This is a genomic window from Mesorhizobium sp. NZP2234 (genome assembly GCF_013170765.1).
GTDB classification, from domain to species: domain Bacteria; phylum Pseudomonadota; class Alphaproteobacteria; order Rhizobiales; family Rhizobiaceae; genus Mesorhizobium; species Mesorhizobium loti_D.
The window spans coordinates 2,971,785-2,992,034 of record NZ_CP033364.1 but is presented as its reverse complement, the minus strand read 5'-3'; the positions used below and the strand labels follow the sequence as shown (position 1 = coordinate 2,992,034).

Below are 20,250 nucleotides of genomic sequence, written 5' to 3'. Positions count from 1 at the left end.
GCTGTCCGGCAGGACCAGCGCATAAACACACAAAAGGCGCCGGCGCAGCGCGCCGACGCCTCCGATAATGCGCCGGATCAGCGCCGCTTACGGACAGGTCTTCTTGCCGCAGACCGCGATGCAGATCGCCTCGTTGGAGCAGGTGTAGGTCTTCCTGGAACTGGTGCCGGATGAAGAGCCGCCGCTGGAGGCGGCGAGTTGTCCGGACGCGCCGAGGTCCAGCGCCTTCATGTCGCGATTGCTCGCGCTGATCTTGCCGCATGTCTCGCTGCCGCAGACAGCCCTGCAGATCGCCGGGTTCATGCATTTGTAGGCCGCGAAGACCTCGGTTGGAAGAAGGGCGCAGAAAACCGAGATGCCGAGAATCCACCTTTTCGCCGCACGCATTGTTGCCTCCTGTGGCCAGTTTTCCCGATGTCGCGGAGGCCCGGCCGCCCAGCCTCCGTTCCCGCGCGTGCCTCCGGCACCGCGTCCACGGTGCGACTATGCGGATGCGGGAGCCTCGGCGTATCGCAGGGACGGCACAGGTGGATGGCACTGTCGGAACAGGCGCCTCACTGCGCCAGGCCGGCGCGCACCTCGGAAGGCGTCATGCGATAGCGCGACCGGAACTGCCGGTAGAAGGTCGATGGCTCGACCAGCCCCGCCTCGAAGGCGAGATCGGCGATCGGCCTTGCGGCGAAAAGCGGGCTGGCGAGTTGCCGGTGGATCCGCTCCAGCCGCCTTTGCATGACATAGTCGGAAAAGCTGTGCCCTTCCTCCGCGAAGAGACGCCTGATGTAGCGCGGGCTGAGCCCAAGGCCCCTTCCCGCCATCTCCGCCGACAGCCGCGCCTTGTGCATATTCTCCTCGATATAGCGCTTGATGGCCTCGATGCGCGCGGCGCGGACGCCGCGCCCGGCGATCAACTCACCCACCTCGCGGCTGGTTCCGACCGCCGCGGCGAACAGATCGGCAATGTGCTGGGCGGCCAGCGGCGCAAGCCCGGCGCTCATACCGCCGCGCGCCACCGCCGTGACATAGGCCAGGAGGAGCCGCGCCTCCGGCGTGCCGGGGTTGATCGCGTCGGGCCTGAGATCGCCGACATGGCGCACCAGCGGCTCGAGCGTCGACCTGTCGAAGCGGGCGCAGATGGTCCAGCCCCCGCCTGGCGCCCTGGCGCGCCAGCGTCCGTCCATCGGCATGATGCAGGGTGCGCCGGCCGGCGTCTCCACGGTTCCCTGGCCTGGCGTGTCGAAGCCCCAGCCACCCGCGATCCAGGACACGACGAGATCGTCATTGGCGTCCTGCCGCAAGGCCGCCGTGCGTTCCCAGGCCATCGGCGAGACCTTGCCCTCGGCCACGCTCACCCCTGGCAGCAAAAGGGTGGAGGCGTTCAGATGCAGCGCGCCGCGATCGAGCGGAGCAAGGTCCAGCCGCATGCAGATGCGGCCGTAGAATTCGCGCACCGCCGCTTCGCGCTCGCGATCCGCGATCTCGTCCGTGGACAGGACGATGACATTGTCCTGGCTGGCCACCTGCTTCCGCCCCCGTTCTTCCGGTTGGTTTTCGTGCGGGCGGCGGCGGGAATTCAAGGCCTGAGTGAACGCGCCGCGCAAATGTGGCGGCAGGCGCAAGGAATGTGGCCGTGGGTGCAAAAACCGGCATCGGATTGCCGGCCGGCGAGGCTCCTAGCGGAGGTCGCGGATCCAGCGCCATAGGGTGCGGTCCGCGCCATGCCCGGCTGGCAGGCCGCGCCCCTGCGCGGCGAGCGCCCGCATCTCGCGTGGCGTCATGTCGAAGCAACGCCGGAAGGCACGGACAAAACTCTTGCGGTGGCCGAAGCCGTGGCGGTCGGCGATCTCGCCGATGGCTTCGTGCTGGCGGGCGGGATCGACGAGCTCGGCGCGGCAGCGGCGCAGCCTTTCCTCCTGGATGTATCGGGAAAGGCCGCCATACGGCTCGAACAGGTAATAGAGCTTGCGCGTCGAAATGCCGAACAGCGCGGCTATCGTCGCGGCCGTGAGGTCGCGGCTGCCGACATGCCTGTCGATGTGGCGGCGGATTTCGCCGGCCAGCGCCAGTTGCACCGAAGCGGCGTTTTCCTCCGCCACGGCCGAATTGATGGCCGCCGCGGCAAGATCCAGCGTCGGCCTGGTCACCGCCTCGGCATCCTCGCCGCTCATGGCCGGCGCTGCCGCGTAGAGGCCGAGGAGATGGCCCCGCAACAGTGCCGTCAAAGGGGCATTGCCCGGGATGACGCGCAGATTGTGCTCGTCCGGCGCCTTCAGGAGCGGCGCCAGCAGGCGGCGCGGCATGGTCAGGTTGAGGCTGTCGATGCCGGATGTCCCCGTCGACTGGGCCTGCGCCAGGTCGGAGACGATCAGGTCGCCCGGGCAGGCCTTTTCATCCGGCCCGCCGTCGCGCCGGCCGTGGCTGCCCCGCAGGCAGACCTGCACGGTGATCTGGTCGAGACCGTCGCGGCCGATGCGGGCGCGCGAACGGTCGAAGGTCTGCGCGACGCATCGGTACGAACTGAGTGCGATTTCGCCGAAATGAAACGCTTCGGCATGGACATGGAACCGGTCGTCGCCGCCATTGCGCAGGCGAACGTCATAGAAGAAACCCATGTTCTCCCGCCACAGCGCGACCGCGTCCCTGGGCGCCAGGCCCGCCGTGTCCAGCACCGAACGCGGCACCCCGCGTCCCACGGGAGCCCTCCCCGGCACCACGTCCTGACCGTTGCCTCCCGCTGCCATCCGCCACGATCCTGAAAGCCGCGAACCACCCAGCATAGGCATGGATGGCGGGCCGCGACAACACCGGCCTTGCATGGCAGCCGAGGCCGGCTCCTCCAGCCCGCAATATCTCGCTCAGACACAATTCAGAAACAAGTTTCAACACTTCGGAAAAACTGGCGAAAAGATCGGATGCCATAACCATCCCGCGGGGGACTGCCGGGATTCCTTTTCGGAAGCTTCGGGTCCGCCACCAACAAGGGCCAAATCGCAGCGGCGGCACAGCCGAAAATGCCGGATCGAACGGCGGTATGAACAGCCGGGCGATGCGCGGCCAGGACGAGAGAGTTTGGAAATGGATCACGGTGTCGATATCGCCGCACTCGACAGGGACACGGCAAGACCGGACGGAGCGCCCGAAGCCGGCGTCGCGAGCTTCGATGCGCTCATAAGAAGTGCCCAGCGGTCCGCGGCCACGCACGGCCAGGTTCTGACCGGCGCGGACTTCGCCCGGGCAGGCCGGCCCGATGAGCGGCTGGACGCGGTCTTCGAGGAGCTCGCCGAGACATTCGCAGCCTTGCCGGCGGTGATCTCCGAGGGACGTGTCTGGACGTATCAGGAGCTCGACAAGCGCGCCAACCAGTTCGCCCGCCTGCTCGTCAAGCGCGGCGTTCGGCCGGGCGACCGGATCGGGCTTATCCTCGACCGGTCGGCGGAGACCTATGTCGCGGTGCTCGCGGTGGTGAAGGCGGGTGCCGCCTTCGTGCCGCTGGCCACCGCCTTTCCGCAAGAGCGCATGGCGCTGATCATCGACGACGCCAGTGTCAGCCTGATCGTCACCATCGCCACCTATGCGTCGCGCGCCGACCAGTTGCCGGTTCCCCACGTGCTGATCGACAGCGCCGCCGCCGAGATCTCCAGACAGTCCGACGCGCCGCTGAAGCTGCACAGGGCGCCGGCCTCCGTCGCGGTCGAAGACATCTGCTACATCCTCTACACCTCGGGCACGACAGGCAGGCCGAAGGGCGTGGCCGTCCGGCACCAGAGCTTCGTCAACTTCATCCGGGTCGCCGCCGCATCCTATGGCTACCGGCCGGGCGACCGCGTCTACCAGGGCATGACCATCGCCTTCGACTTTTCCTCCGAGGAGATCTGGGTGCCGTTCGTCGCCGGTGCGACGGTGGTGCCCGCGCCCGGCCAGATGCCTCTCGTCGGCGAGGAACTCGCCGATTTCCTGCGGCATCACGACATCACCTGCATGGCCTGCAGCCCGACCCTGCTGTCGTCCATGGCCAGCGACGTGCCCAGCCTGCGCACGCTCCTGGTCGGCGGCGAGGCCTGCCCGCACAATCTGGTGGTGCGCTGGTCGAAGCCCGGGCGGCAGATCCTCAACACCTACGGCCCGACAGAGGCGACCGTCACCGCGACCATGGGCGCGCTGACGCCGGACAAGCCCGTCACCATCGGCGCGCCGCTGCCCACCTATTCCATCGTCATTCTCGATCCTTCGCTGCCGGAACTGGCCGAGCCTGGCGAACTGGGCGAGATCGGCATCGCCGGCATCGGGCTCGCGGTCGGCTATCTCAACCGGCAAGACCTCACCGAACAGAAATTCATCCCCGACTTCATCGGCCTGCCGAACAACCCGTCGAAGCGCATCTACCGCACGGGCGACCTTGGCCGGATCAACGCCGATGGCGAGATCGAGTATAACGGGCGCATCGACACCCAGGTGAAGATCCGCGGCTATCGCATCGAGCTCGGCGAGATCGAGGCGGTGCTGCTGGACCAGCCCGCCATCGCGCAGGCCGCCGTCACCACCTGGGAGATCGAGCCCGGCCGTGTCGAGCTCGTCGCCTACTACGCGCCCAAGGCCGGGGCGTCGGCGATCTCGCGCGCCGATCTCGCCCAGACGATGAAGCGGCGCCTGCCGGACTACATGGTGCCCTCCTATCTGGAGGAACTGCCGGCGATCCCGATGACCGTCTCCAACAAGGTGGATCTTCGCCAGTTGCCGAAGCCGACCAGCGTCCGGCTTTCCGCCGACCGCGAGATGGTCGCGCCCGGCAATGACGACGAGCGCTTCCTGGCCGACGCGCTGGCCGCCGTGTTGAAATTCGACGCGGTCTCGGTCGAGGACAATTTCTTCGACGATCTCGGCGCGAACTCGCTGCTGATGGCGCATTTCTGCGCCCGCGTTCGCACCCGCAAGGAATGGGCGACGACGTCCATGCGCGACATCTATCTCTATCCGACGGTTGCGCGCCTGGCCAAGCACCTGGCCATGGCGGAGGAGATGACGACGGCCACCTTCGAGCCTGTCCTCACCCGCCGGGCCTCGAACCTCGTCTACTGGACCTGCGGAGCGGGCCAGCTTTCGTTCTACCTTGTCTACAGCTATGTCGCGCTGTGGGTCCTCGACCACGGCCTCGACTGGGTCTATGACGCGCTCGACGAGCCGCTGCAGCTTTACATCAGGTGCGTGGCGCTCTCGGCCGGCGTGTTCTTCGGCATGTCGGGCTTTGCGGTTGCCGCGAAATGGCTGCTTGTCGGCCGCTGGAAGGCCGAGGCGTTTCCCATCTGGGGCCTGCGCTACTATCGCTTCTGGGTCGTCAAGACGCTGATCCGCACGGCGCCCGTCGTGCTGTTCCGCGGTAGCCCGCTCTACAGCATCTATCTCAGGCTTCTCGGCACCAAGCTCGGCCACAACGCCGTCATCGAATCCAAATCCGTGCCCGTCTGCACGGACCTGATTTCGATCGGCGCCAACACCATCCTGCGCAAGGAATCGATGATCCTCGGTTACCGCGCCCAGTCCGGCTATATCCATACCGGGCCGCTGACCATCGGTCGCGACGCCTTCGTCGGCGTCGGCTCCACGCTCGACATCGACACCTCGATCGGCGACGGCGGCCAGCTCGGCCATTCGTCCTCGCTGCAGAGCGGGCAAAGCATTCCCGACGGCGAGCACTGGCACGGATCGCCGGCCGTGCCGACCACGGCGGACTATTGCAAGGTGCGCAACGCGAACCCTTACGAGGTCCGGCGTTTCCTCTATGAAGCCGTCCAGCTGGTGCTGCTGTTCGCGGTCATCACCCCGCTGCCGCTCCTGTTCCACAGCTATTGGGAATATGTCGGCGACGACTATCAGGAGACGATCGGCCTTGTCGCGATCGGCACCACGGTCACGCTGTTCGGCTATATCGCCGTGGCCTTTCTCGCCGCCACCGTGGTGCCGCGCGTTTTCAGCCTGATCCTGAAGCCGGGCCGCACCTATACGCTCTATGGCTTCCGCTACTGGCTGCAGACCGTCTCGGAATTCTCGAGCAACTCGCGGGTGCTGGGGCTGCTGTTCGGCGACAGCTCGGCCATCGTCCACTATATGAGCGCCATCGGCTGGAACCTCAACAAGGTGGTGCAGACCGGCTCCAATTTCGGCTCCAACCAGCAGCACGAAAACCCGCTTCTGTGCGAGATCGGCACCGAGACCATGGTGTCCGACGGGCTGTTCATGATCAATGTGCACAAATCCGCCTCGGCGTTCCGGCTGGAGCCGACACGCATTGGCGAGCGCAACTATCTCGGCAACAACATCTACTATCCGCCGGATGGCCGCACGGGCGACAACGTCCTGCTCGGCACCAAGGTGATGATCCCCATCGATGGCCCGGTGCGCGAGAATGTCGGGCTCCTGGGTTCGCCCGCCTTTGAGATCCCGCGCATGGTGAACCGCGACAAGGAGCTCATCGCCGGCGTCGACGAGGCCGACCGGCGCCAGCGCATCCCGTTCAAGAACCGCCACAACCTGGTGACGATCCTTCTGTTCATTGCCGCCCAATGGGTCATGCTGTTCGCCACGCTGGCGATCTGGGATCGGGCATTGAACTACTACACCGAATGGAACGAGGTCGCCCTCTTCGTCGCCGTGATGCTGACCTCGGCGATCACCATTCCGTTCTACATTCTTGTCGAGCGGGCAAGCCTTGGCTTTGGCCGGCTGAAGCCGCGGATGACGACGATCTACGATGTCGACTTCTGGCGCCACGAACGCCATTGGAAGCTTGCCGATACACCGATCGTGCGCCTGTTCGCCGGCACGCCGTTCCGGCCGGTGATCCTGCGCATGCTGGGCGTCAAGGTCGGCAAGCGGGTCTATGACGGCGGCAGCAACCTGACCGAGCGTTCGCTGGTCGAGATCGGCGATGACGTCACGCTCAACGAGGGCTGCGTCATCCAGGCCCATTCGCTGGAAGAAGGCGCGTTCAAGTCGGACTTCATCCGCATCGGTGACGGTTGCACGCTCGGACCCTCCGCCTTTGTCCACTACGGCGTCGTCATGGGCAAGGGATCGATGGTCGATGCCGACTCCTTCGTGATGAAAGGCGAAGTGCTGGAGCCCAACTCGATCTGGCGCGGCAACCCGGCCAAGCTGCATCGTTTCGTCGAGCCGATCATGGATGACGGCTCCACGGCGTCATCCTGACGATCCCGAGAGCATCGGAGGTCACGTGACAGAGCGATCCGGAAGCACGCCCGACATCCGGATCGCGCCGCTTACCCCGGCCAATCGCGCCCTGGTGGCAGCACTGCGGCTGGCCCCCGAGCAGATGGATTTCGTCGCGGGCAACGCGGCCTCGCTGCGCGAAGCCAGATCCGATCATGACGCGCGGCCGCGCGCGATCATGGCCGGGGATCGTGTTGTCGGGTTCCTGATGTACGAGGCGCCAAGCGATGACGACGAGGCGCGCATCTATCGGTTCATGATCGACCGCGCCAGCCAGGGCAAGGGCTACGGCAAGGCCGCGCTGCGCGAGGTGCTGCGCGAAATCGGCGGGCTCGGTCACATCAGGCACGTCTCCATCTGCTACGAGCCGGAGAATGAAGCGGCACGCCAGCTCTACCGTGCCGCCGGTTTCGTCGAAGAAGGGCTCGACGAGGATGGCGAAATGATCGCCGACCTCGCCCTGCCGGCATCGACGGGCGATCGATGACGCCCGCCGCGAATCCTTCGCCTCCGGATCTGCCCGAGGAAACCTCCCTGGCGCAGGCGCTGGCCGCCATCGCCCCGCATGGGGTCCGCACCGGATGCCGGCTCATACGCGAAGGCGACGAGACCCATCTTTTGCCCGAGGAGGCGCGTTCCATCCCCGCCCGCCAGCCGGCCATGCGACGAGCCAGCGGTGCGGCCCGCTGGATCGCGCACCGCCTGCTGGCCGACATCGGCATCAAGAACATCGCCATCCCGCGCGCGCCATCAGGTGCTCCGGTCTGGCCCCACGGGACAATTGGTTCGCTCGCTCATGACGACGACATGGCCCTGGCGGCGGTCGCGTCTGTAGGCGATATCGTCTCGCTCGGTATCGACGTCGAGCCCGCGCTGCCCCTGCCCGATGACATTTTCGCGCTCGTCGCATCCGGCGCGGACCGGACCGGCGCAGTCAATCGGCTTCTTGCCGGCCGCATCCTCTTTGCCGCCAAGGAAGCGGTCTACAAGGCCGTCTATCCGCTGGACCACCAGGTGCTGGGCTACGAGGATATCACCGTCGACCTGAACACAGGCCGCGCGACGACAACGACCGGCCGCAGCGCCAACCTCGTCTACTGCATCGCCCCGCGCGTGGTCGTACTGGCGTTTATCGGGGAATAACGCATCGTCTATTCGGCCAGAATCTCGCGATAATCCCTCACCTGCCCATCCAGCCCGCGTATCCGCCAGCTCTCCCCGTCCCGCGCCTCGATGGAGCACGGCCCGAGCGGCACCTTGCCGCCGCCTTCCGGCAGGTCGAGCACGTAGACGGGATTGCAGATACCCGACAGCCGCGCCCTGAGCGCTTCCACCAGCGCCTGGCCCTGCGCGATCGTGGTACGCCGGTGCGCCATGCCGCGCGCGAGGTCGCCATGATGGAGATAATAGGGTTTTACCCCCAGCCGATACATCAGCTCGCGGCAGAGCTCTTCCAGCACCTCGACGCTGTCATTGACGCCTTTCAGGAGAACACTCTGGTTGAGCAGCACGAAGCCGGCTTGCCGCATCGTCCGGCAGGCCGCCTCGGTGGCGTCGGTTATCTCGCGGGCATGGTTGAAATGGGTGACGACGGTGACCATCAGCCGGCCCTGCAGCGCTTCGACCAGGCCTGATGTGACGCGTGTCGGCAGCACCACCGGCACGCGTGTGTGGATGCGCAAGAGCCGAACATGCGGAATGGCCTCGATGCGCGCGAAGATTTCGGCCATCGCCTTGTCCGGCAGCGACAGCGGATCGCCGCCGGTCAGGATCACCTCGCGGATTTCGGGATGCTCGGCGATATAGGCCAGCGCCGGCTCCAGCGCCTCGCGCGTGTAGCCGCGGCCGATCGAGGTCAGCGATTCCTTGCGGAAGCAGAAGCGGCAATAGACCGCGCACTGATAGGTTGGGAACAACAGCACCCGGTCGGCATGGCGATGCGTCAGCCTGGGCACCGGGCTGAAATCATGGTCGGCGATCGGATCGCCAAGCTCGCCCTCCGTTTCCACCAGTTCGCCGGGCGACGGGATGACCTGCGCGCGGATCGGGTCGGCCGGGTCGTTCCAGTCGATCAGGTCGAGATAGGCTTTCGGCGCACGCACCTTGTGCCGGCTGGCGGCCTCCTGCGCGGCTTGACGCTCGGCGGGCGACAGCGGCAGGCGGTCGAGATCGCGAACATGGCGCACGCCCTGGCGGACATCGTCCTGCCAGGCGGCGTCGGGGGCGCGGGTTGCTTCTTTCAGGTCGGTCATTGCAGGTCTCGGCTTTTCGCGCGGACCTATCGGCCGGATGGCCCGCGCGGTCAACCACCGTGGCAGCATCCATTGTCATGCACCGAGATCCGCCGACCCTTGCCGCGCAGCCGGCTCACCCAGTGCCCCCACCCCTGCCAGCCATCCCCACAAAAGCACTCTCAATCGTCTCGAACCTCAGTTCCGGATAAAGCGCCCCCGCCTCCGGAGTGCCCGTCTCAAGCGCGGTCTCGCCGCGGATCCAGAACGCCCGCAGCAATCCAAGCCCTGGCGCCACCGCGATCATCGCCTCCAGTTCGTCAGCGCTCATGTTCACGATGCGCGGCGCGCGGCCGCTCACCCGGCGCCACAGGTCAATCATCGCGCCCTGCGTGATCCTGTTCCGCGCGATGCGGATTTCGCGGCGGACAGCATTGGGATCCTCCAGCGCGCGCATGGTGACGGCGGCGATATCCTTCTCGCTGACGAAGGTCGCCGGCACATGGCCGTCGCCATAAAGCGTCACCTCGTCCGGCGGCAGCGGTGTCGATCCGAAGCGCGTCAGGTCGCCCAGCGTCGCCACCCAGGTCGAGAAGAAACCGTTGGTGTAGATCACCGTATAGGGCAGGTCGGCCTCCCTGACCGCGTCGAACACGGCCCTCTTGATGTCAAGCGGTGCGATCGTGCCGGGTGCGGCGGCGGCAAAGTCGAGGCCGAAGCCGGCGGATGGCACGAAACGGGAGACGCCGACATCTTTCACGGCGCGCACCAGCGTCATCTCGCTGGCCGAACCGACATGCACCGAGCTGATGACGCGATCCGCCTTGCCGACGGCGCGCACGAGGCTGTCATAGTCGTCGAGATCGCCGACATGCACCGTGGCGCCCAATTCCTTGAGCGGGCGCATCCGCGCTTCGTTGGCTGAAGTGGCTGCCCGGACCAGGACATGCAGGCTGTCGCCATTGCGCGCGCTGGCCTTCGCCATCTCGCTGCCGAGAAGTCCCGTCGCGCCGATGATCAGAGTGCTGGTCATATCCCCCTCCCATTGCCCGGAATTCCATTACCAAGGACAGAGCCGTCCCAGTCGCGCTCGAAGCCGATGTCCCGCAAGCGGCGGTCGGAAAGTCGGGAAAGCCGGCGCAGCGTGCGCCGGCGCTCGAACGCTGCCGTGCTTCGCATGGCGAGGCCGCTCATCGCGGCGCCGATATATCCAAGGGTCGGACTCATTTTTCGTCTCCTGTGTTCGCTAGACGCAAGCGTGCCCGTGCCGCCCAACGGGCGAGCATGATGATCGCTCACATCAATGTCTGGTCTTCAGCGCATCGATGAACCGGAAAAGTCCGATATGGATGCGCGGTACACGCTGAATATCCGCTATTTTCAGGCTGGACGACAAACGACTCTTTGTGCAGGATTTGTGAGCAACGCTCACAGGTTGAGATCATGCCGCGCCGACTGCCACCCCTGACCACCTTGCCCGCCTTCGACGCGGCCGCGCGGCATTTGAGTTTCTCCAGGGCGGCGGAGGAACTCAACCTCACCCATGGCGCAATCAGCCGTGCCATCCGCAACATCGAGGATAGGCTGGGCATCCAGCTTTTCGACCGGGGGACGCGATCGGTGCGCCTGACCGCCGTGGGTGCTGCCTACGCCTTGGAAGTCGGCAAGGCGCTCGACCAGATCGCCGCCGCCACCATCGCCGCCACGCCCGACCGCTCGACGCGCATCCTGAATGTGTCCACATCGGATGGCTTTGCTGGCCGCTGGCTGGTGCCGAGGCTGCACCGCTTCCATCGCGCCAATGCCGAGATCGACGTGCGGCTGGCGACCTCGGGCGTGCTGGCCGATTTCGTCAGCGACGGCATCGACATCGCCATCCGCTATGGCAAGGGCGGCTATACCGGCGTGACGGCGGAATTTCTCGCCGACGAAGAAGTCTTCCCCGTCTGCAGCCCGGAACTTCTGCAAGGCGAATATCCGCTGCGCCAGCCCGGAGATCTCCGGCATCACAAGCTGATCCATGACGCCTTTCGCATCGACTGGGCGACATGGCTGCAACAGGCCGGCGTCGAAGGCATCGACCCCAAACGCGGTGTGCGCTTCGATTCCGCCACCTTCGCCGTCGAGGCCGCCGTGCATGGCGAAGGCGTGCTGCTCGGCCGCAGCGCGCTGGTCTCGGCCGACCTTGCGTCAGGGCGGCTGGTGCGACCCTTCGGCCTCGCGCTGAAATCGGCGGCCAGCTACTACCTCGTCTATCCCGACGGCGCGCTGCGGCAGAAAAAGGTCAGGGCATTCCGCGACTGGCTGTTTGCCGAGGTGGCGGCTGACTGGGTTGGGATGCCCAAGGGCGGCTGAGGAAGGCTTGTGCCTATGCCGCTCTCGACCCCACCAACCCCAGCCGCGACAAGCTCTCGGCCGTTGCGACAATCGCCTCTTCGGCCGGGCGTGCAAGCAAGGCTTGCGGCGCCGCGCTGACCCCAACCCGGACCCTCGGCCATACCTCCCCACAAGGGGAGGTATGGAGCTCAGCTTTTCCGCATTTCCGGAAGAGCGCTATCTTGGAGGCCGGCAGGGCGCCTCCTCACCCTTCCCCTTGTGGGGAGGGTCGCTGCGAAGCAGTGGGGTTGGCGCGTCGCCGCAAAGAGCAAGCGAGACAGGTGGACAGCTCGGGACTGCCCACCTGGCCCCCGCCTGGTGCATGCCGCCCCAAAGGGGGCATCGGTTTTCAGGGAACCGACATGCAGGCCCCGCGGACAGAGTGGACGCTGGCGTCCGCGGCGACCAGTCGTCATATGACGACTGGCGCATGCGGCAATGGCGCTCCCGCCTACTCCTTGGCGCGATAGGCGTCGGGCACGACGAACACTTCGTCGGCCCGGCCATAGCCGCCGTCGGCAACCTCTTCCACCAGCACCATCGTGGTGGGTCTGGCGACTTCGCCGAAGAAGTCGACGAACATGGCCGTGGTTCGGTGGATGAGGTCTTCCTTCTGCGCCCTGGAGAGTGCGGCCTGCGGTACCTTGATGTTGGCGAATGGCATGATCGTTTCCTTGCTTCTCGAGGTTGGATTTCAGGCTTTGGGATGGAGCAGGTCGGCAAGGCCGATCCGTTCCATGAGTTGCGCGCGCACGCGGTCGGCAACGCCGTTGACGATGGCGGCGCCATCATCGGAAGGGTCGATATGCACGCGCAACGGGCGGCTGCCGTGCGGCATCGCCACGAGGTCGACGATTGCCCGGGCGATCTCGGCCGGGTCGGCATCCACCGGCTCCAGGGACGCCAGCCCCTTCAGCACCTTCTGGTCGACATCGGCATAGGGACCGGCCCAGTAAGCGTCGGCGCGCTCGGTGTCGGCGGGTGCCGCCGCGTGATGAAAATGCTCCGTGCCCTTGGTGAAGGCGCCCGGCACCACGATCGTCGTTTCGATGCCGAAGCGGGCGAGTTCCAGCGCATAGCTCTGCGCCAGCGCGTCCATGCCGGCCTTGGCGGCGAAGTAGGGTGCCAGGAACGGCGGAGTGCCGCCGCGCGTGCTGCTCGAGCCGACCCAGATCATCTGGCCCCGGCCGAGAGAGCGCATATGCGGCAGGGTCGCACGGTTGACGCGCTGCGTGCCGACGACATTGACGTCATAGAGCTGCGTCAGCTGTTCGGGCGAGAACGCCTCGGCCGGCCCGAACCCCATATGCCCGGCATTGTGGATCAGCACGTCGAGCCGGCCGGCCTCGCCCAGTATATGCCGGATCGCTGCTTGCGCCGAGGCATCCGAGGTGACGTCGAGCGCGACGGTCTTCAGCGCCACGCCCGCGTCCCGGGCGAAGTTTTCCATCTCGGCTACCGCGGCGCCACGCGCCGAGGGGTCGCGCATCGAGGCATAGACAGTGTGGCCGGCCCTTGCGAGCGCCCGCGCGGTCATCGCGCCGAAGCCGCTGGAGGCGCCGGTGATCAGGATTGTCTTTTGCATCATGGCCTCCTCAGATCACGCCGCCATTGGCGCGGATGATTTGTCCGTTGACCCAGCCGCTATCCGGCCCGGCGAGGAACGAGACCACGCCGGCAATGTCTTCGGGTTGGCCGAGCCGGCCGAGCGGGATCATCTTGCCAATGGCCTCGATCTGCGCCGCGCTCTTGCCATCCGTGAACAGCGCGGTCTCGACCGGTCCGGGCGCCACGGCGTTGACGGTGACGCGGCGCGCGCCAAGCTCCTTGGCGAGGATATGCGTCATCGCTTCGACGGCCGCCTTGGTGGCGGCGTAGACGCCGTAGCCCGGCTGGTAGAGGCCAACGACGCTGCTGGAGAAATTGACGATGCGGCCGCCGTCGCGAAGCCGCTTCGCGCCTTCGCGCATGCCACGGAACACGCCGCCGAGATTGATCGCGACCTGCGTGTCGAACGACGCATCATCGGTCGCCGCGATCGGCGACAGTCTCATGATGCCGGCATTGTTGACGAGGACATCGACGCCGCCGAAGGCCTTCTCGCCGGCGTCGAAAAGTGTTGCGATGCCGATCGGGTCGGCGATGTCGGCCTGCACGGCGATCGCCTTGCCGCCATCGGCCTCGATCGCGCCGACAAGCGCTTCGGCCTCGGCGCGGCCCCGTGCATAGTTGACGACGACGGCGACGCCGTCGCGGGCGAGCCGCCGCGCGATCGCCGCACCGATGCCTTTGGAGGCGCCGGTCACGATCGCGGTTCTGGTGGGATTTGTCATGGAAGTCTCTCCGTGTTGCTGGTGACACGGATATAGGCCAAGCCAACTTCCGATAATCAGCCGCCTCTTGACATCACTATTCGGAAACTGCGAACAAAGCCCATGGATCGTCTGGACACGATGCGGCTCTTCGTCCGCGTTCTGGAGCGGCGCAGCTTCACCGCCGCCGCCGCCGATCTCGGCCTGCCGCGCTCGACCGCGACGGAAGCGATCCGGCGGCTCGAGGAACATCTCGGCGCGCGCCTGCTGGAGCGCACGACACGCCAGGTGAACGCCACGCAGGATGGCGAGGCCTACTATCAACGTTGCCTCTCCATCCTGGCCGAGATCGAGGATGCCGAAGCCGCCTTCCGCAACGCCGAGCCCTTCGGCCTGCTGCGCATCGACGCCAGTACGCTGCTCACCCGCACCTTCCTGTTGCCGCGCCTGCCGGAGTTTTTGGCCCGCTATGCCAGGATCGACCTGCAGATCGGCCAGAGCGACCGGCTGGTCGATCTCGTGCGCGAGGGCGTCGACTGCGTCATCCGCGTCGGCGAGCCGCCCGACAGCGGCATGATCATGCGCCGGCTGGGGATGATCCGCGAGATCACCTGCGCCAGTCCCGCCTATCTCGAACGCCACGGCACACCCGCTTCCCCCGATGCGCTCGACGGCCACCAGGCAGTGGGCTTCGTCTCGTCGCGCACCGGCGAGGTGCTGCCCTTCGAGTTCACCGTCGGCGGCAAGACGCGCGAGGTTCGATTGCCGGGCCGCGTCGCCGCCAACAATTCCGACACCGCCGCCGACCTGGCGCGGCTTGGCCTCGGCCTCATCCAGGCGCCGCGCTATCGCTTCGAGAAGGAGCTTGCCGACGGCACGCTCATCGAGGTGCTGGCCGACTACCCGCCATCGCCGACGCCGCTCTCGGCACTCTACCCGCAAAACCGGCAGCTCTCGCCGCGCCTGCGCGTCTTCCTCGACTGGGCGGCCCGCATCTTCGCCGAGGCGAACTTGTAGGAGCAATGCCAGGAAAAGTGTGTGGTGGTTTTCCCGGGAAAAACGCCTGGCGTTTTCCCTTGGGGATCGCATCAAAACACAGAGATAGGCTTCCGTCGTTGCCCATCGGCGCCATCTGATGCCATTGTTGCCGCGACAGCGCGCCATGGGGAGATGGAGCGCCGCCAGGGAGGACCGACATGACCAGCACACAGGCCGGCTTGCCGCGCTACGAGGATGCCGTTTCGCGCTTTCGCATCGAGGATGAGATCGCCAGGCTCGACGGCGACCCGGCGACCGGCATCAATGCCTATGTCGAATGCTGCGGCCGCCATACCGGGCAGGACCGGCTGGCGCTGCGCGCGATCTCCGCCGGTGGCGAACTCCGGCTGTTCAGCTTCGATGACCTCGCCGATATGTCGGGCCGTGTCGCCAATATGCTCAAGGGGCTGGGCGTCGGCCCCGGCGATGTCGTGGCCGGCATGCTGCCGCGCATTCCCGAACTGGTGGCGCTCATCCTCGGCACATGGCGCATCGGCGCCGTCTACCAGCCGCTGTTCACCGCTTTCGGGCCGAAGGCGATCGAGCATCGCCTGGGCTACAGCGGCGCCAGGCTGGTGGTGACCAAGCCGGCCAATCGCGGCAAGCTCGACGAGATCGAGAACAGCCCGCCGATCGCCACCATTCTTGGCCCCGATGATGCCTTGGCCCAAGGCGACATCGATTTCCGCGCCGCGCTTGCCGCCGCCTCCCCCGATTGCGAACCCGTCATGCGCAAGGGCGACGACCTGTTCATGATGATGTCGACATCAGGCACGACGGGCCTGCCCAAGGGCGTGCCGGTGCCGCTCAGCGCCCTGCTCGCCTTCGGCGCCTATATGCGCGACGCGATCGGGCTGCGCCCCGACGACGTCTTCTGGAACATCGCCGATCCGGGCTGGGCCTACGGCCTCTATTACGCCATCACGGGCCCGCTGCTGCTCGGCATCGCCACCACCTTCAACGAGGGCGCCTTCACGGCTGGGAGTACCTACGAAATCATCGAGCGGCTCGGTGTGACCAGCCTTGCCGGCTCGCCCACCGCCTTCCGCCTGCTGCTGGCCGAAGGCCCGGAGGCCGCCGCTGGCGTCAAGGGCCGCCTGCGTGTCGTGAGCAGCGCCGGCGAGCCGCTCAACCCGGAAGTGATCCGCTGGTTCGACACCCATCTCGCCGCCCCCATCCATGACCATTACGGCCAGACCGAGAACGGCATGATGGTCAACAACCACCACGGCCTTGCGCATAGGGTGCGCGCGGGATCGTCCGGCTTCGCCATGCCGGGCTACCGCATGGTGGTGCTGGACGAGGCCGGCAACGAACTTGGCCCCAACCAGCCCGGCATCCTCGCCGTCGACATCGCCAACTCGCCGCTGCGCTGGTTCGACGGCTATCACCAGGTCGAGACGCCCGCGATGGCGGGCGGCTATTACCGCACCGGCGACACGGTGGAATACGAACCGGACGGCTCGGTCTCCTTCATCGGCCGCGCCGACGATGTCATCACCTCGTCGGGCTACCGCATCGGCCCCTTCGATGTCGAAAGCGCGCTCATCGAACATCCCGCCGTCAACGAGGCGGCCGTGGTCGGCGTGCCCGATCCGCGGCGCACCGAGATCGTCAAGGCCTTCGTCATCCTGGCGCCCGCCTACCAGGGCAGCCCCGAGCTTGCCGAGGAGCTGGCCCAGCATGTCCGCAAACGGCTTTCCGCGCACGCCTATCCGCGCGAGATCGACTTTGTCGCCGAACTGCCGAAGACGCCAAGCGGCAAGATCCAGCGGTTCCTGCTGCGGAAGGCAGAGGTGGAGAAGCGGAAGTTGTGAGAACCCGCGATCAGGCCACGAACTCCAATCTGATCCGATCTTCAGCCGAGGCGCGCACGAAACAAGGTCGAGCCATCCGCCAGGCGCGACCTGGAGATGTCGCGCAATCCAGCCTCGGTCATCCAGGCGCGGTACTGACCTTCCGTGTAGGATTCGCCATGGCGATAGAGGTTCAGGAAGGTGAGATTGAGAAAGACACCCTCGGGCGGGCCGAGGCGGTCGTCATCGACGACGCCCCATCCCGCGATTGCGATCTCGCCGCCTTGCGTGAGGCAACGCGCCGCGTTCAGGATCGCACTGCGCGCCTGGTCCGGCGGAAGGACCTGGACGACGGCCTTCAGGATCGCCAGATCGTGCCGGCCGATCGATGGCGCCACGGTTATGTCCCCTTCTTCGACAGTCACGTCGTCGGCACCATATTCGGCCAGGATGGATGGCGCGACCGCCGCGACCGTCGGGAGTTCCATCAGCGTCGCCGCGATCCGTGGCCACCGCTCGCGAAGTCCGACCAGAATGGTCCCGGCGCCCCCGCCGATGTCGATCACCGAACGGATCGCGGAGAGATCCATTTCCCGGGCCAGGTTTCTGCCGAAAACCACCCCGCCCGGCGCGAGCATGCGGCTGAAGGCGGCCGCCGCCTCGGGGCCGGCCTCGGAAAAATCGTGCAGCGCGGCCGGCCGGTTCTGCCGCAGCGACTCGGCGGTCAAAAGGTCGGCTCCCCAGAGCTCGCGCAGCAGCGCATGATCGCCGCCGCGATAGGTCGTCTTGGACGCGTCGAGGAAGGCCGACGCTTCGGCTCCGTTGCGAAAGCGACCATCCTCGACTTCGAGCAGACCGATGCTGGCGAGCGCATAGAGGAGCCGCGACAGACGATCGGGCTCGACCTTGAGCGCGACCCCCAGGCTGTCGGCGGTCGCCACATCGCCACCGAGCCGGGTGAAGATGCCAAGGTCCAGCCCGGCGCGAAGCGCCAGGGCGGCGGGCACCGCCGCGATCAGTCCGTCGATCCGATCATGATCCGCCATCTCACGCCCCCTGCCGCGATCCAGGACCGAGCTTGAAGCAGCTCACTTGAGATTGGAACCTCCGTTCCGCGGAAAATGTTGCCGCCTCGACCAACTCGCGCGGCGTCGGCGGAGCGCCGCCTACCCTCTTGCAGGTTGGTTCTAGATCACCGCGCGGACCCTGCCTGCCTTGTCGAGGCGACAGCGGACTTGCGCTTGCCGGACTTCGATGCCGCCTCGTCTCGCATAGTCTATTCGCACCATGATCGGCGCCGTCAGCGCGCTCCCGGATTGACGCAAAGCACCCGCGCTTACCGCACGGACACGGACAGCGCCAAGCGGCTTGGCGGCGGACATGATCGCCGCGCGGCAGGCTTGTACGACCGTGGCCGGCGTGCCTGGTTTCGCCGTCAGGGCTTCCAGGGGTGCGAAGGGATATCCCATGGTGAGGTCGCCCTGACCGGCTTTGGAAGGCCTGAGGACGGATGGCAGGACGATCGGTTGCCTGGTGGCCTTGGCCAGGGTTGTCGCTGTCATGGCGGTGGCCGTGGCTGTCGCGGCAGAGCCGGTGGTGGCGGCGGCCTGGCCACCGGGAGCGGCCGCCGATCCGTTTTGGGCGGACGAATCGGCGCCCACGCCGACGCTGGTCGACACGCCTGCACCCGAGGTGCCAACATCGCCGCTGGCGCTGACCGACCCGCTGCCTGCGCCGACCGAAGCTCCGACGTTGGCTCCGCCAACGCCATCGATGCTCGCGCCCACCCCTACGGATGCGCCTTGCGAACCGGCGCTCACGCCGGCGCCGACGCCGAGACCGCCGGCCCTGCCGCCTATACCTGCTTCGAGACCCGAGGCAGGCCCGATTGCGATACCCATCGTCAACGCGGCCGCGAAGTATTTCTTCATTGTCATCCTCCCAGCGCCATGCATCTCGCTCACCTGTCCTTCACTGCGCGGGTGGTCGCACCGGGAGCAATGCGGTTGGAAGAGCGATGGTTGCCAGCAGGACAGGTTGCGGCGACTTTGAGCCTTTCACTTTCCGTTTTTTCGGCAGGTCCGGGTTACGGGCTGCGACCGGACGCGATGGCGGACTTGCGAGCGCGCTCTCGGAGGTACCTGCCTTGGGCGCGCGCATCTCGGCCGCGGTCCGACGCTTGTCCTTGATGGCGTCGATTTCCGCACGCGCGGCACTGAGGCTGCGGGCCAAGCCGTTGGCCCTCTCCCGCTCCTGGTCCAGCGCCGCACTCAAGCCTATCGAGCTCTGCTTCAAGGCGTCCCGTTCCTCGCGGGCACTGTCGAGGTCACGCATGGCTGAATCCGCCCGTCGACGTTCCAGTTCGAGCGCTTCTCCGGCTTGGTTTGAAGCGGCGTCAGCCACTTGCCGGTCCTTCAGGGCCTTGGCCTGCTCCGCCGCGGCCAGGTTTGCGCTCGTCTTGAGAGCATCGATGGTCTGCCGAGCCGTGGCGAGTTCCTGTTCCAGGAGCTCGGCCTTGTGGCGCTCCTCTTCCAGCGCCTGGTTCGCGGCGGCGTGGGAGGCATCGGTGGAGGGATGCGTTTCAGGCATCGCGCCTTTCTTGCCGTCCCAGAGACTGGCTTCCGCCCTGAAATCTTGGATGGCGCGCAGCGCGGTGTCCAGGTTGGCCGTGAGCGCTTCGTCCGTTTGCTGCTGCTCTTTCAGGGCCTGCGCTTGCTTGGCCAGTTCAGCCCGTGCAGCGGCCAATTCGCGGCGCAAGGCCTCCTCCACCGCGCCGGGCGGCGTTTGTGGGCCGTTGAGGGCATTCGCTCCGCCGGGCGCGGGATTGAATATGTTGGTTCCGACCGCGCCGGATCGCACATTGCCCGGTTCTTTCGCGATATCCGTATGGTCCGAAACCGCGACCGACGAACGGCCATTGACCGCGGCCGTCGCGGACGCATCGGGCGCCAGCTGGCTGTTCGCGGGAGACGCAGACAGCAGAACGAGGATGGACGAAACAAAGGACAGCGTGGCCTTACACCCGCTGCCACCTATCCTGTGAATTAGAACAAAAGCGCGTCGCTTAATAAGGGTGAAGTCAAAGAGCCGGCATTTGGCCCTGGTACCTTGCAAATGATTCATCACTTGACCTCACCTGGCGCGACCCTCACCGCGATCGTATTCTCCACTTAGTTCGAGCCACGGCGCTGGATGCCGCGTCACCGCGACGCTATCTTCTATTTCTCTGCTTGTTGTCATTCGAACGAACGAAACTTTCCCTGAGACGACCCTGTT

Annotated in this window: 18 protein-coding genes; 6 read left to right on the top strand and 12 right to left on the bottom strand. The window is 66.4% G+C overall.

All coding sequences use genetic code 11. The features are described 5' to 3' along the window. Nucleotides 1–87: 87 nt before the first annotated feature. From EB230_RS14730 to EB230_RS14720, 3 genes are all read right to left on the bottom strand, one after another. A complete protein-coding gene (locus EB230_RS14730; RefSeq protein ID WP_172372918.1) occupies nt 88–387 on the bottom strand; it encodes a hypothetical protein in 300 nt (99 codons plus the stop codon). A gap of 167 nt (nt 388–554) precedes the next feature. Beyond that, nucleotides 555–1,517, bottom strand: coding sequence for an AraC family transcriptional regulator (locus EB230_RS14725; RefSeq protein ID WP_172372916.1), 963 nt, complete (start codon nt 1,515–1,517; stop codon nt 555–557). A gap of 153 nt (nt 1,518–1,670) precedes the next feature. Continuing rightward, the gene (locus EB230_RS14720) at nt 1,671–2,738 is read right to left on the bottom strand and encodes a helix-turn-helix domain-containing protein (RefSeq protein WP_172372914.1); all 1,068 of its coding nucleotides are present in this window, start codon (nt 2,736–2,738) and stop codon (nt 1,671–1,673) included. Nucleotides 2,739–3,072: 334 nt separating this feature from the next. Between EB230_RS14720 and EB230_RS14715 the strand changes: the two genes are divergently transcribed. From EB230_RS14715 to EB230_RS14705, 3 genes are read left to right on the top strand one after another with little or no spacing between them, the layout of a single operon-like run. Beyond that, on the top strand, nt 3,073–7,200 hold the full coding sequence (locus EB230_RS14715) for a Pls/PosA family non-ribosomal peptide synthetase (protein ID WP_172372912.1): 4,128 nt from the start codon (nt 3,073–3,075) through the stop codon (nt 7,198–7,200). A gap of 25 nt (nt 7,201–7,225) precedes the next feature. Beyond that, nucleotides 7,226–7,708, top strand: coding sequence for a GNAT family N-acetyltransferase (locus EB230_RS14710; RefSeq protein ID WP_056571216.1), 483 nt, complete (start codon nt 7,226–7,228; stop codon nt 7,706–7,708). Further along, entirely contained in the window at nt 7,705–8,364 is a 660-nt protein-coding gene (locus EB230_RS14705; RefSeq protein ID WP_172372910.1) for a 4'-phosphopantetheinyl transferase superfamily protein, read from the top strand. Before EB230_RS14710 ends, EB230_RS14705 begins: the two co-directional genes overlap by 4 nt. Nucleotides 8,365–8,372: 8 nt before the next feature. Here EB230_RS14705 and EB230_RS14700 read toward each other — a convergent pair whose 3' ends face one another. The 3 genes from EB230_RS14700 to EB230_RS14690 form a co-directional block, all read right to left on the bottom strand. Further along, nucleotides 8,373–9,473 (bottom strand): KamA family radical SAM protein, encoded by a 1,101-nt coding sequence (locus EB230_RS14700; protein WP_172372908.1) that lies wholly within the window; start codon nt 9,471–9,473, stop codon nt 8,373–8,375. A 115-nt stretch (nt 9,474–9,588) separates the two neighbouring features. Then, a complete protein-coding gene (locus EB230_RS14695) occupies nt 9,589–10,485 on the bottom strand; it encodes an NmrA family NAD(P)-binding protein (protein WP_172372906.1) in 897 nt (298 codons plus the stop codon). Beyond that, nucleotides 10,482–10,679, bottom strand: coding sequence for a DUF1127 domain-containing protein (locus EB230_RS14690; protein ID WP_081294865.1), 198 nt, complete (start codon nt 10,677–10,679; stop codon nt 10,482–10,484). Before EB230_RS14690 ends, EB230_RS14695 begins: the two co-directional genes overlap by 4 nt. A 216-nt stretch (nt 10,680–10,895) precedes the next feature. Here EB230_RS14690 and gcvA point away from each other — a divergent pair, with 216 nt between their 5' ends. Further along, nucleotides 10,896–11,807 (top strand): transcriptional regulator GcvA, encoded by a 912-nt coding sequence (gene gcvA, locus EB230_RS14685; protein ID WP_172372904.1) that lies wholly within the window; start codon nt 10,896–10,898, stop codon nt 11,805–11,807. A gap of 472 nt (nt 11,808–12,279) precedes the next feature. On the opposite strand, the gene EB230_RS14680 is transcribed toward gcvA, so the two are convergent. The 3 genes from EB230_RS14680 to EB230_RS14670 are packed head-to-tail and all read right to left on the bottom strand — an operon-like array spanning nt 12,280 to nt 14,161. Then, nucleotides 12,280–12,492 (bottom strand): 4-oxalocrotonate tautomerase family protein, encoded by a 213-nt coding sequence (locus EB230_RS14680; protein WP_065005305.1) that lies wholly within the window; start codon nt 12,490–12,492, stop codon nt 12,280–12,282. 30 nt (nt 12,493–12,522) lie between these two features. Continuing rightward, entirely contained in the window at nt 12,523–13,416 is an 894-nt protein-coding gene (locus tag EB230_RS14675; RefSeq protein ID WP_172372902.1) for an SDR family oxidoreductase, read from the bottom strand. A gap of 7 nt (nt 13,417–13,423) precedes the next feature. Continuing rightward, nucleotides 13,424–14,161, bottom strand: coding sequence for an SDR family oxidoreductase (locus EB230_RS14670; RefSeq protein WP_172372900.1), 738 nt, complete (start codon nt 14,159–14,161; stop codon nt 13,424–13,426). Between the two features lie 102 nt (nt 14,162–14,263). Here EB230_RS14670 and EB230_RS14665 point away from each other — a divergent pair, with 102 nt between their 5' ends. Both EB230_RS14665 and EB230_RS14660 read left to right on the top strand, forming a co-directional pair. Then, complete coding sequence (locus tag EB230_RS14665; RefSeq protein WP_065005302.1) at nt 14,264–15,157, top strand: LysR family transcriptional regulator; 894 nt, start codon at nt 14,264–14,266, stop codon at nt 15,155–15,157. 179 nt (nt 15,158–15,336) lie between these two features. After that, the gene (locus EB230_RS14660; protein ID WP_172372899.1) at nt 15,337–16,995 is read left to right on the top strand and encodes an acyl-CoA synthetase; all 1,659 of its coding nucleotides are present in this window, start codon (nt 15,337–15,339) and stop codon (nt 16,993–16,995) included. A gap of 41 nt (nt 16,996–17,036) precedes the next feature. On the opposite strand, the gene EB230_RS14655 is transcribed toward EB230_RS14660, so the two are convergent. The 3 genes from EB230_RS14655 to EB230_RS14645 form a co-directional block, all read right to left on the bottom strand. Further along, nucleotides 17,037–18,020, bottom strand: a complete 984-nt coding sequence (locus tag EB230_RS14655; protein ID WP_172372897.1) for a methyltransferase — start codon at nt 18,018–18,020, stop codon at nt 17,037–17,039. A gap of 141 nt (nt 18,021–18,161) precedes the next feature. After that, a complete protein-coding gene (locus EB230_RS14650) occupies nt 18,162–18,905 on the bottom strand; it encodes a hypothetical protein (RefSeq protein WP_172372895.1) in 744 nt (247 codons plus the stop codon). Nucleotides 18,906–18,945: 40 nt separating this feature from the next. After that, a complete protein-coding gene (locus EB230_RS14645) occupies nt 18,946–20,097 on the bottom strand; it encodes a hypothetical protein (RefSeq protein ID WP_172372893.1) in 1,152 nt (383 codons plus the stop codon). Between the last annotated feature and the right edge of the window lie 153 nt (nt 20,098–20,250).

What these genes read in the sequence shown, in the direction of transcription:
- gcvA (WP_172372904.1), top strand. Translation starts at nt 10,896, where the DNA reads ATGCCGCGCCGACTGCCACCCCTGACCACCTTGCCCGCCTTCGACGCG.
- EB230_RS14645 (WP_172372893.1), bottom strand. Translation starts at nt 20,097, where the DNA reads ATGAATCATTTGCAAGGTACCAGGGCCAAATGCCGGCTCTTTGACTTC.
- EB230_RS14665 (WP_065005302.1), top strand. Translation starts at nt 14,264, where the DNA reads ATGGATCGTCTGGACACGATGCGGCTCTTCGTCCGCGTTCTGGAGCGG.
- EB230_RS14660 (WP_172372899.1), top strand. Translation starts at nt 15,337, where the DNA reads ATGACCAGCACACAGGCCGGCTTGCCGCGCTACGAGGATGCCGTTTCG.
- EB230_RS14705 (WP_172372910.1), top strand. Translation starts at nt 7,705, where the DNA reads ATGACGCCCGCCGCGAATCCTTCGCCTCCGGATCTGCCCGAGGAAACC.
- EB230_RS14670 (WP_172372900.1), bottom strand. Translation starts at nt 14,161, where the DNA reads ATGACAAATCCCACCAGAACCGCGATCGTGACCGGCGCCTCCAAAGGC.
- EB230_RS14715 (WP_172372912.1), top strand. Translation starts at nt 3,073, where the DNA reads ATGGATCACGGTGTCGATATCGCCGCACTCGACAGGGACACGGCAAGA.
- EB230_RS14680 (WP_065005305.1), bottom strand. Translation starts at nt 12,492, where the DNA reads ATGCCATTCGCCAACATCAAGGTACCGCAGGCCGCACTCTCCAGGGCG.
- EB230_RS14675 (WP_172372902.1), bottom strand. Translation starts at nt 13,416, where the DNA reads ATGATGCAAAAGACAATCCTGATCACCGGCGCCTCCAGCGGCTTCGGC.
- EB230_RS14720 (WP_172372914.1), bottom strand. Translation starts at nt 2,738, where the DNA reads ATGGCAGCGGGAGGCAACGGTCAGGACGTGGTGCCGGGGAGGGCTCCC.
- EB230_RS14690 (WP_081294865.1), bottom strand. Translation starts at nt 10,679, where the DNA reads ATGAGTCCGACCCTTGGATATATCGGCGCCGCGATGAGCGGCCTCGCC.
- EB230_RS14700 (WP_172372908.1), bottom strand. Translation starts at nt 9,473, where the DNA reads ATGACCGACCTGAAAGAAGCAACCCGCGCCCCCGACGCCGCCTGGCAG.
- EB230_RS14695 (WP_172372906.1), bottom strand. Translation starts at nt 10,485, where the DNA reads ATGACCAGCACTCTGATCATCGGCGCGACGGGACTTCTCGGCAGCGAG.
- EB230_RS14655 (WP_172372897.1), bottom strand. Translation starts at nt 18,020, where the DNA reads ATGGCGGATCATGATCGGATCGACGGACTGATCGCGGCGGTGCCCGCC.
- EB230_RS14730 (WP_172372918.1), bottom strand. Translation starts at nt 387, where the DNA reads ATGCGTGCGGCGAAAAGGTGGATTCTCGGCATCTCGGTTTTCTGCGCC.
- EB230_RS14650 (WP_172372895.1), bottom strand. Translation starts at nt 18,905, where the DNA reads ATGAAGAAATACTTCGCGGCCGCGTTGACGATGGGTATCGCAATCGGG.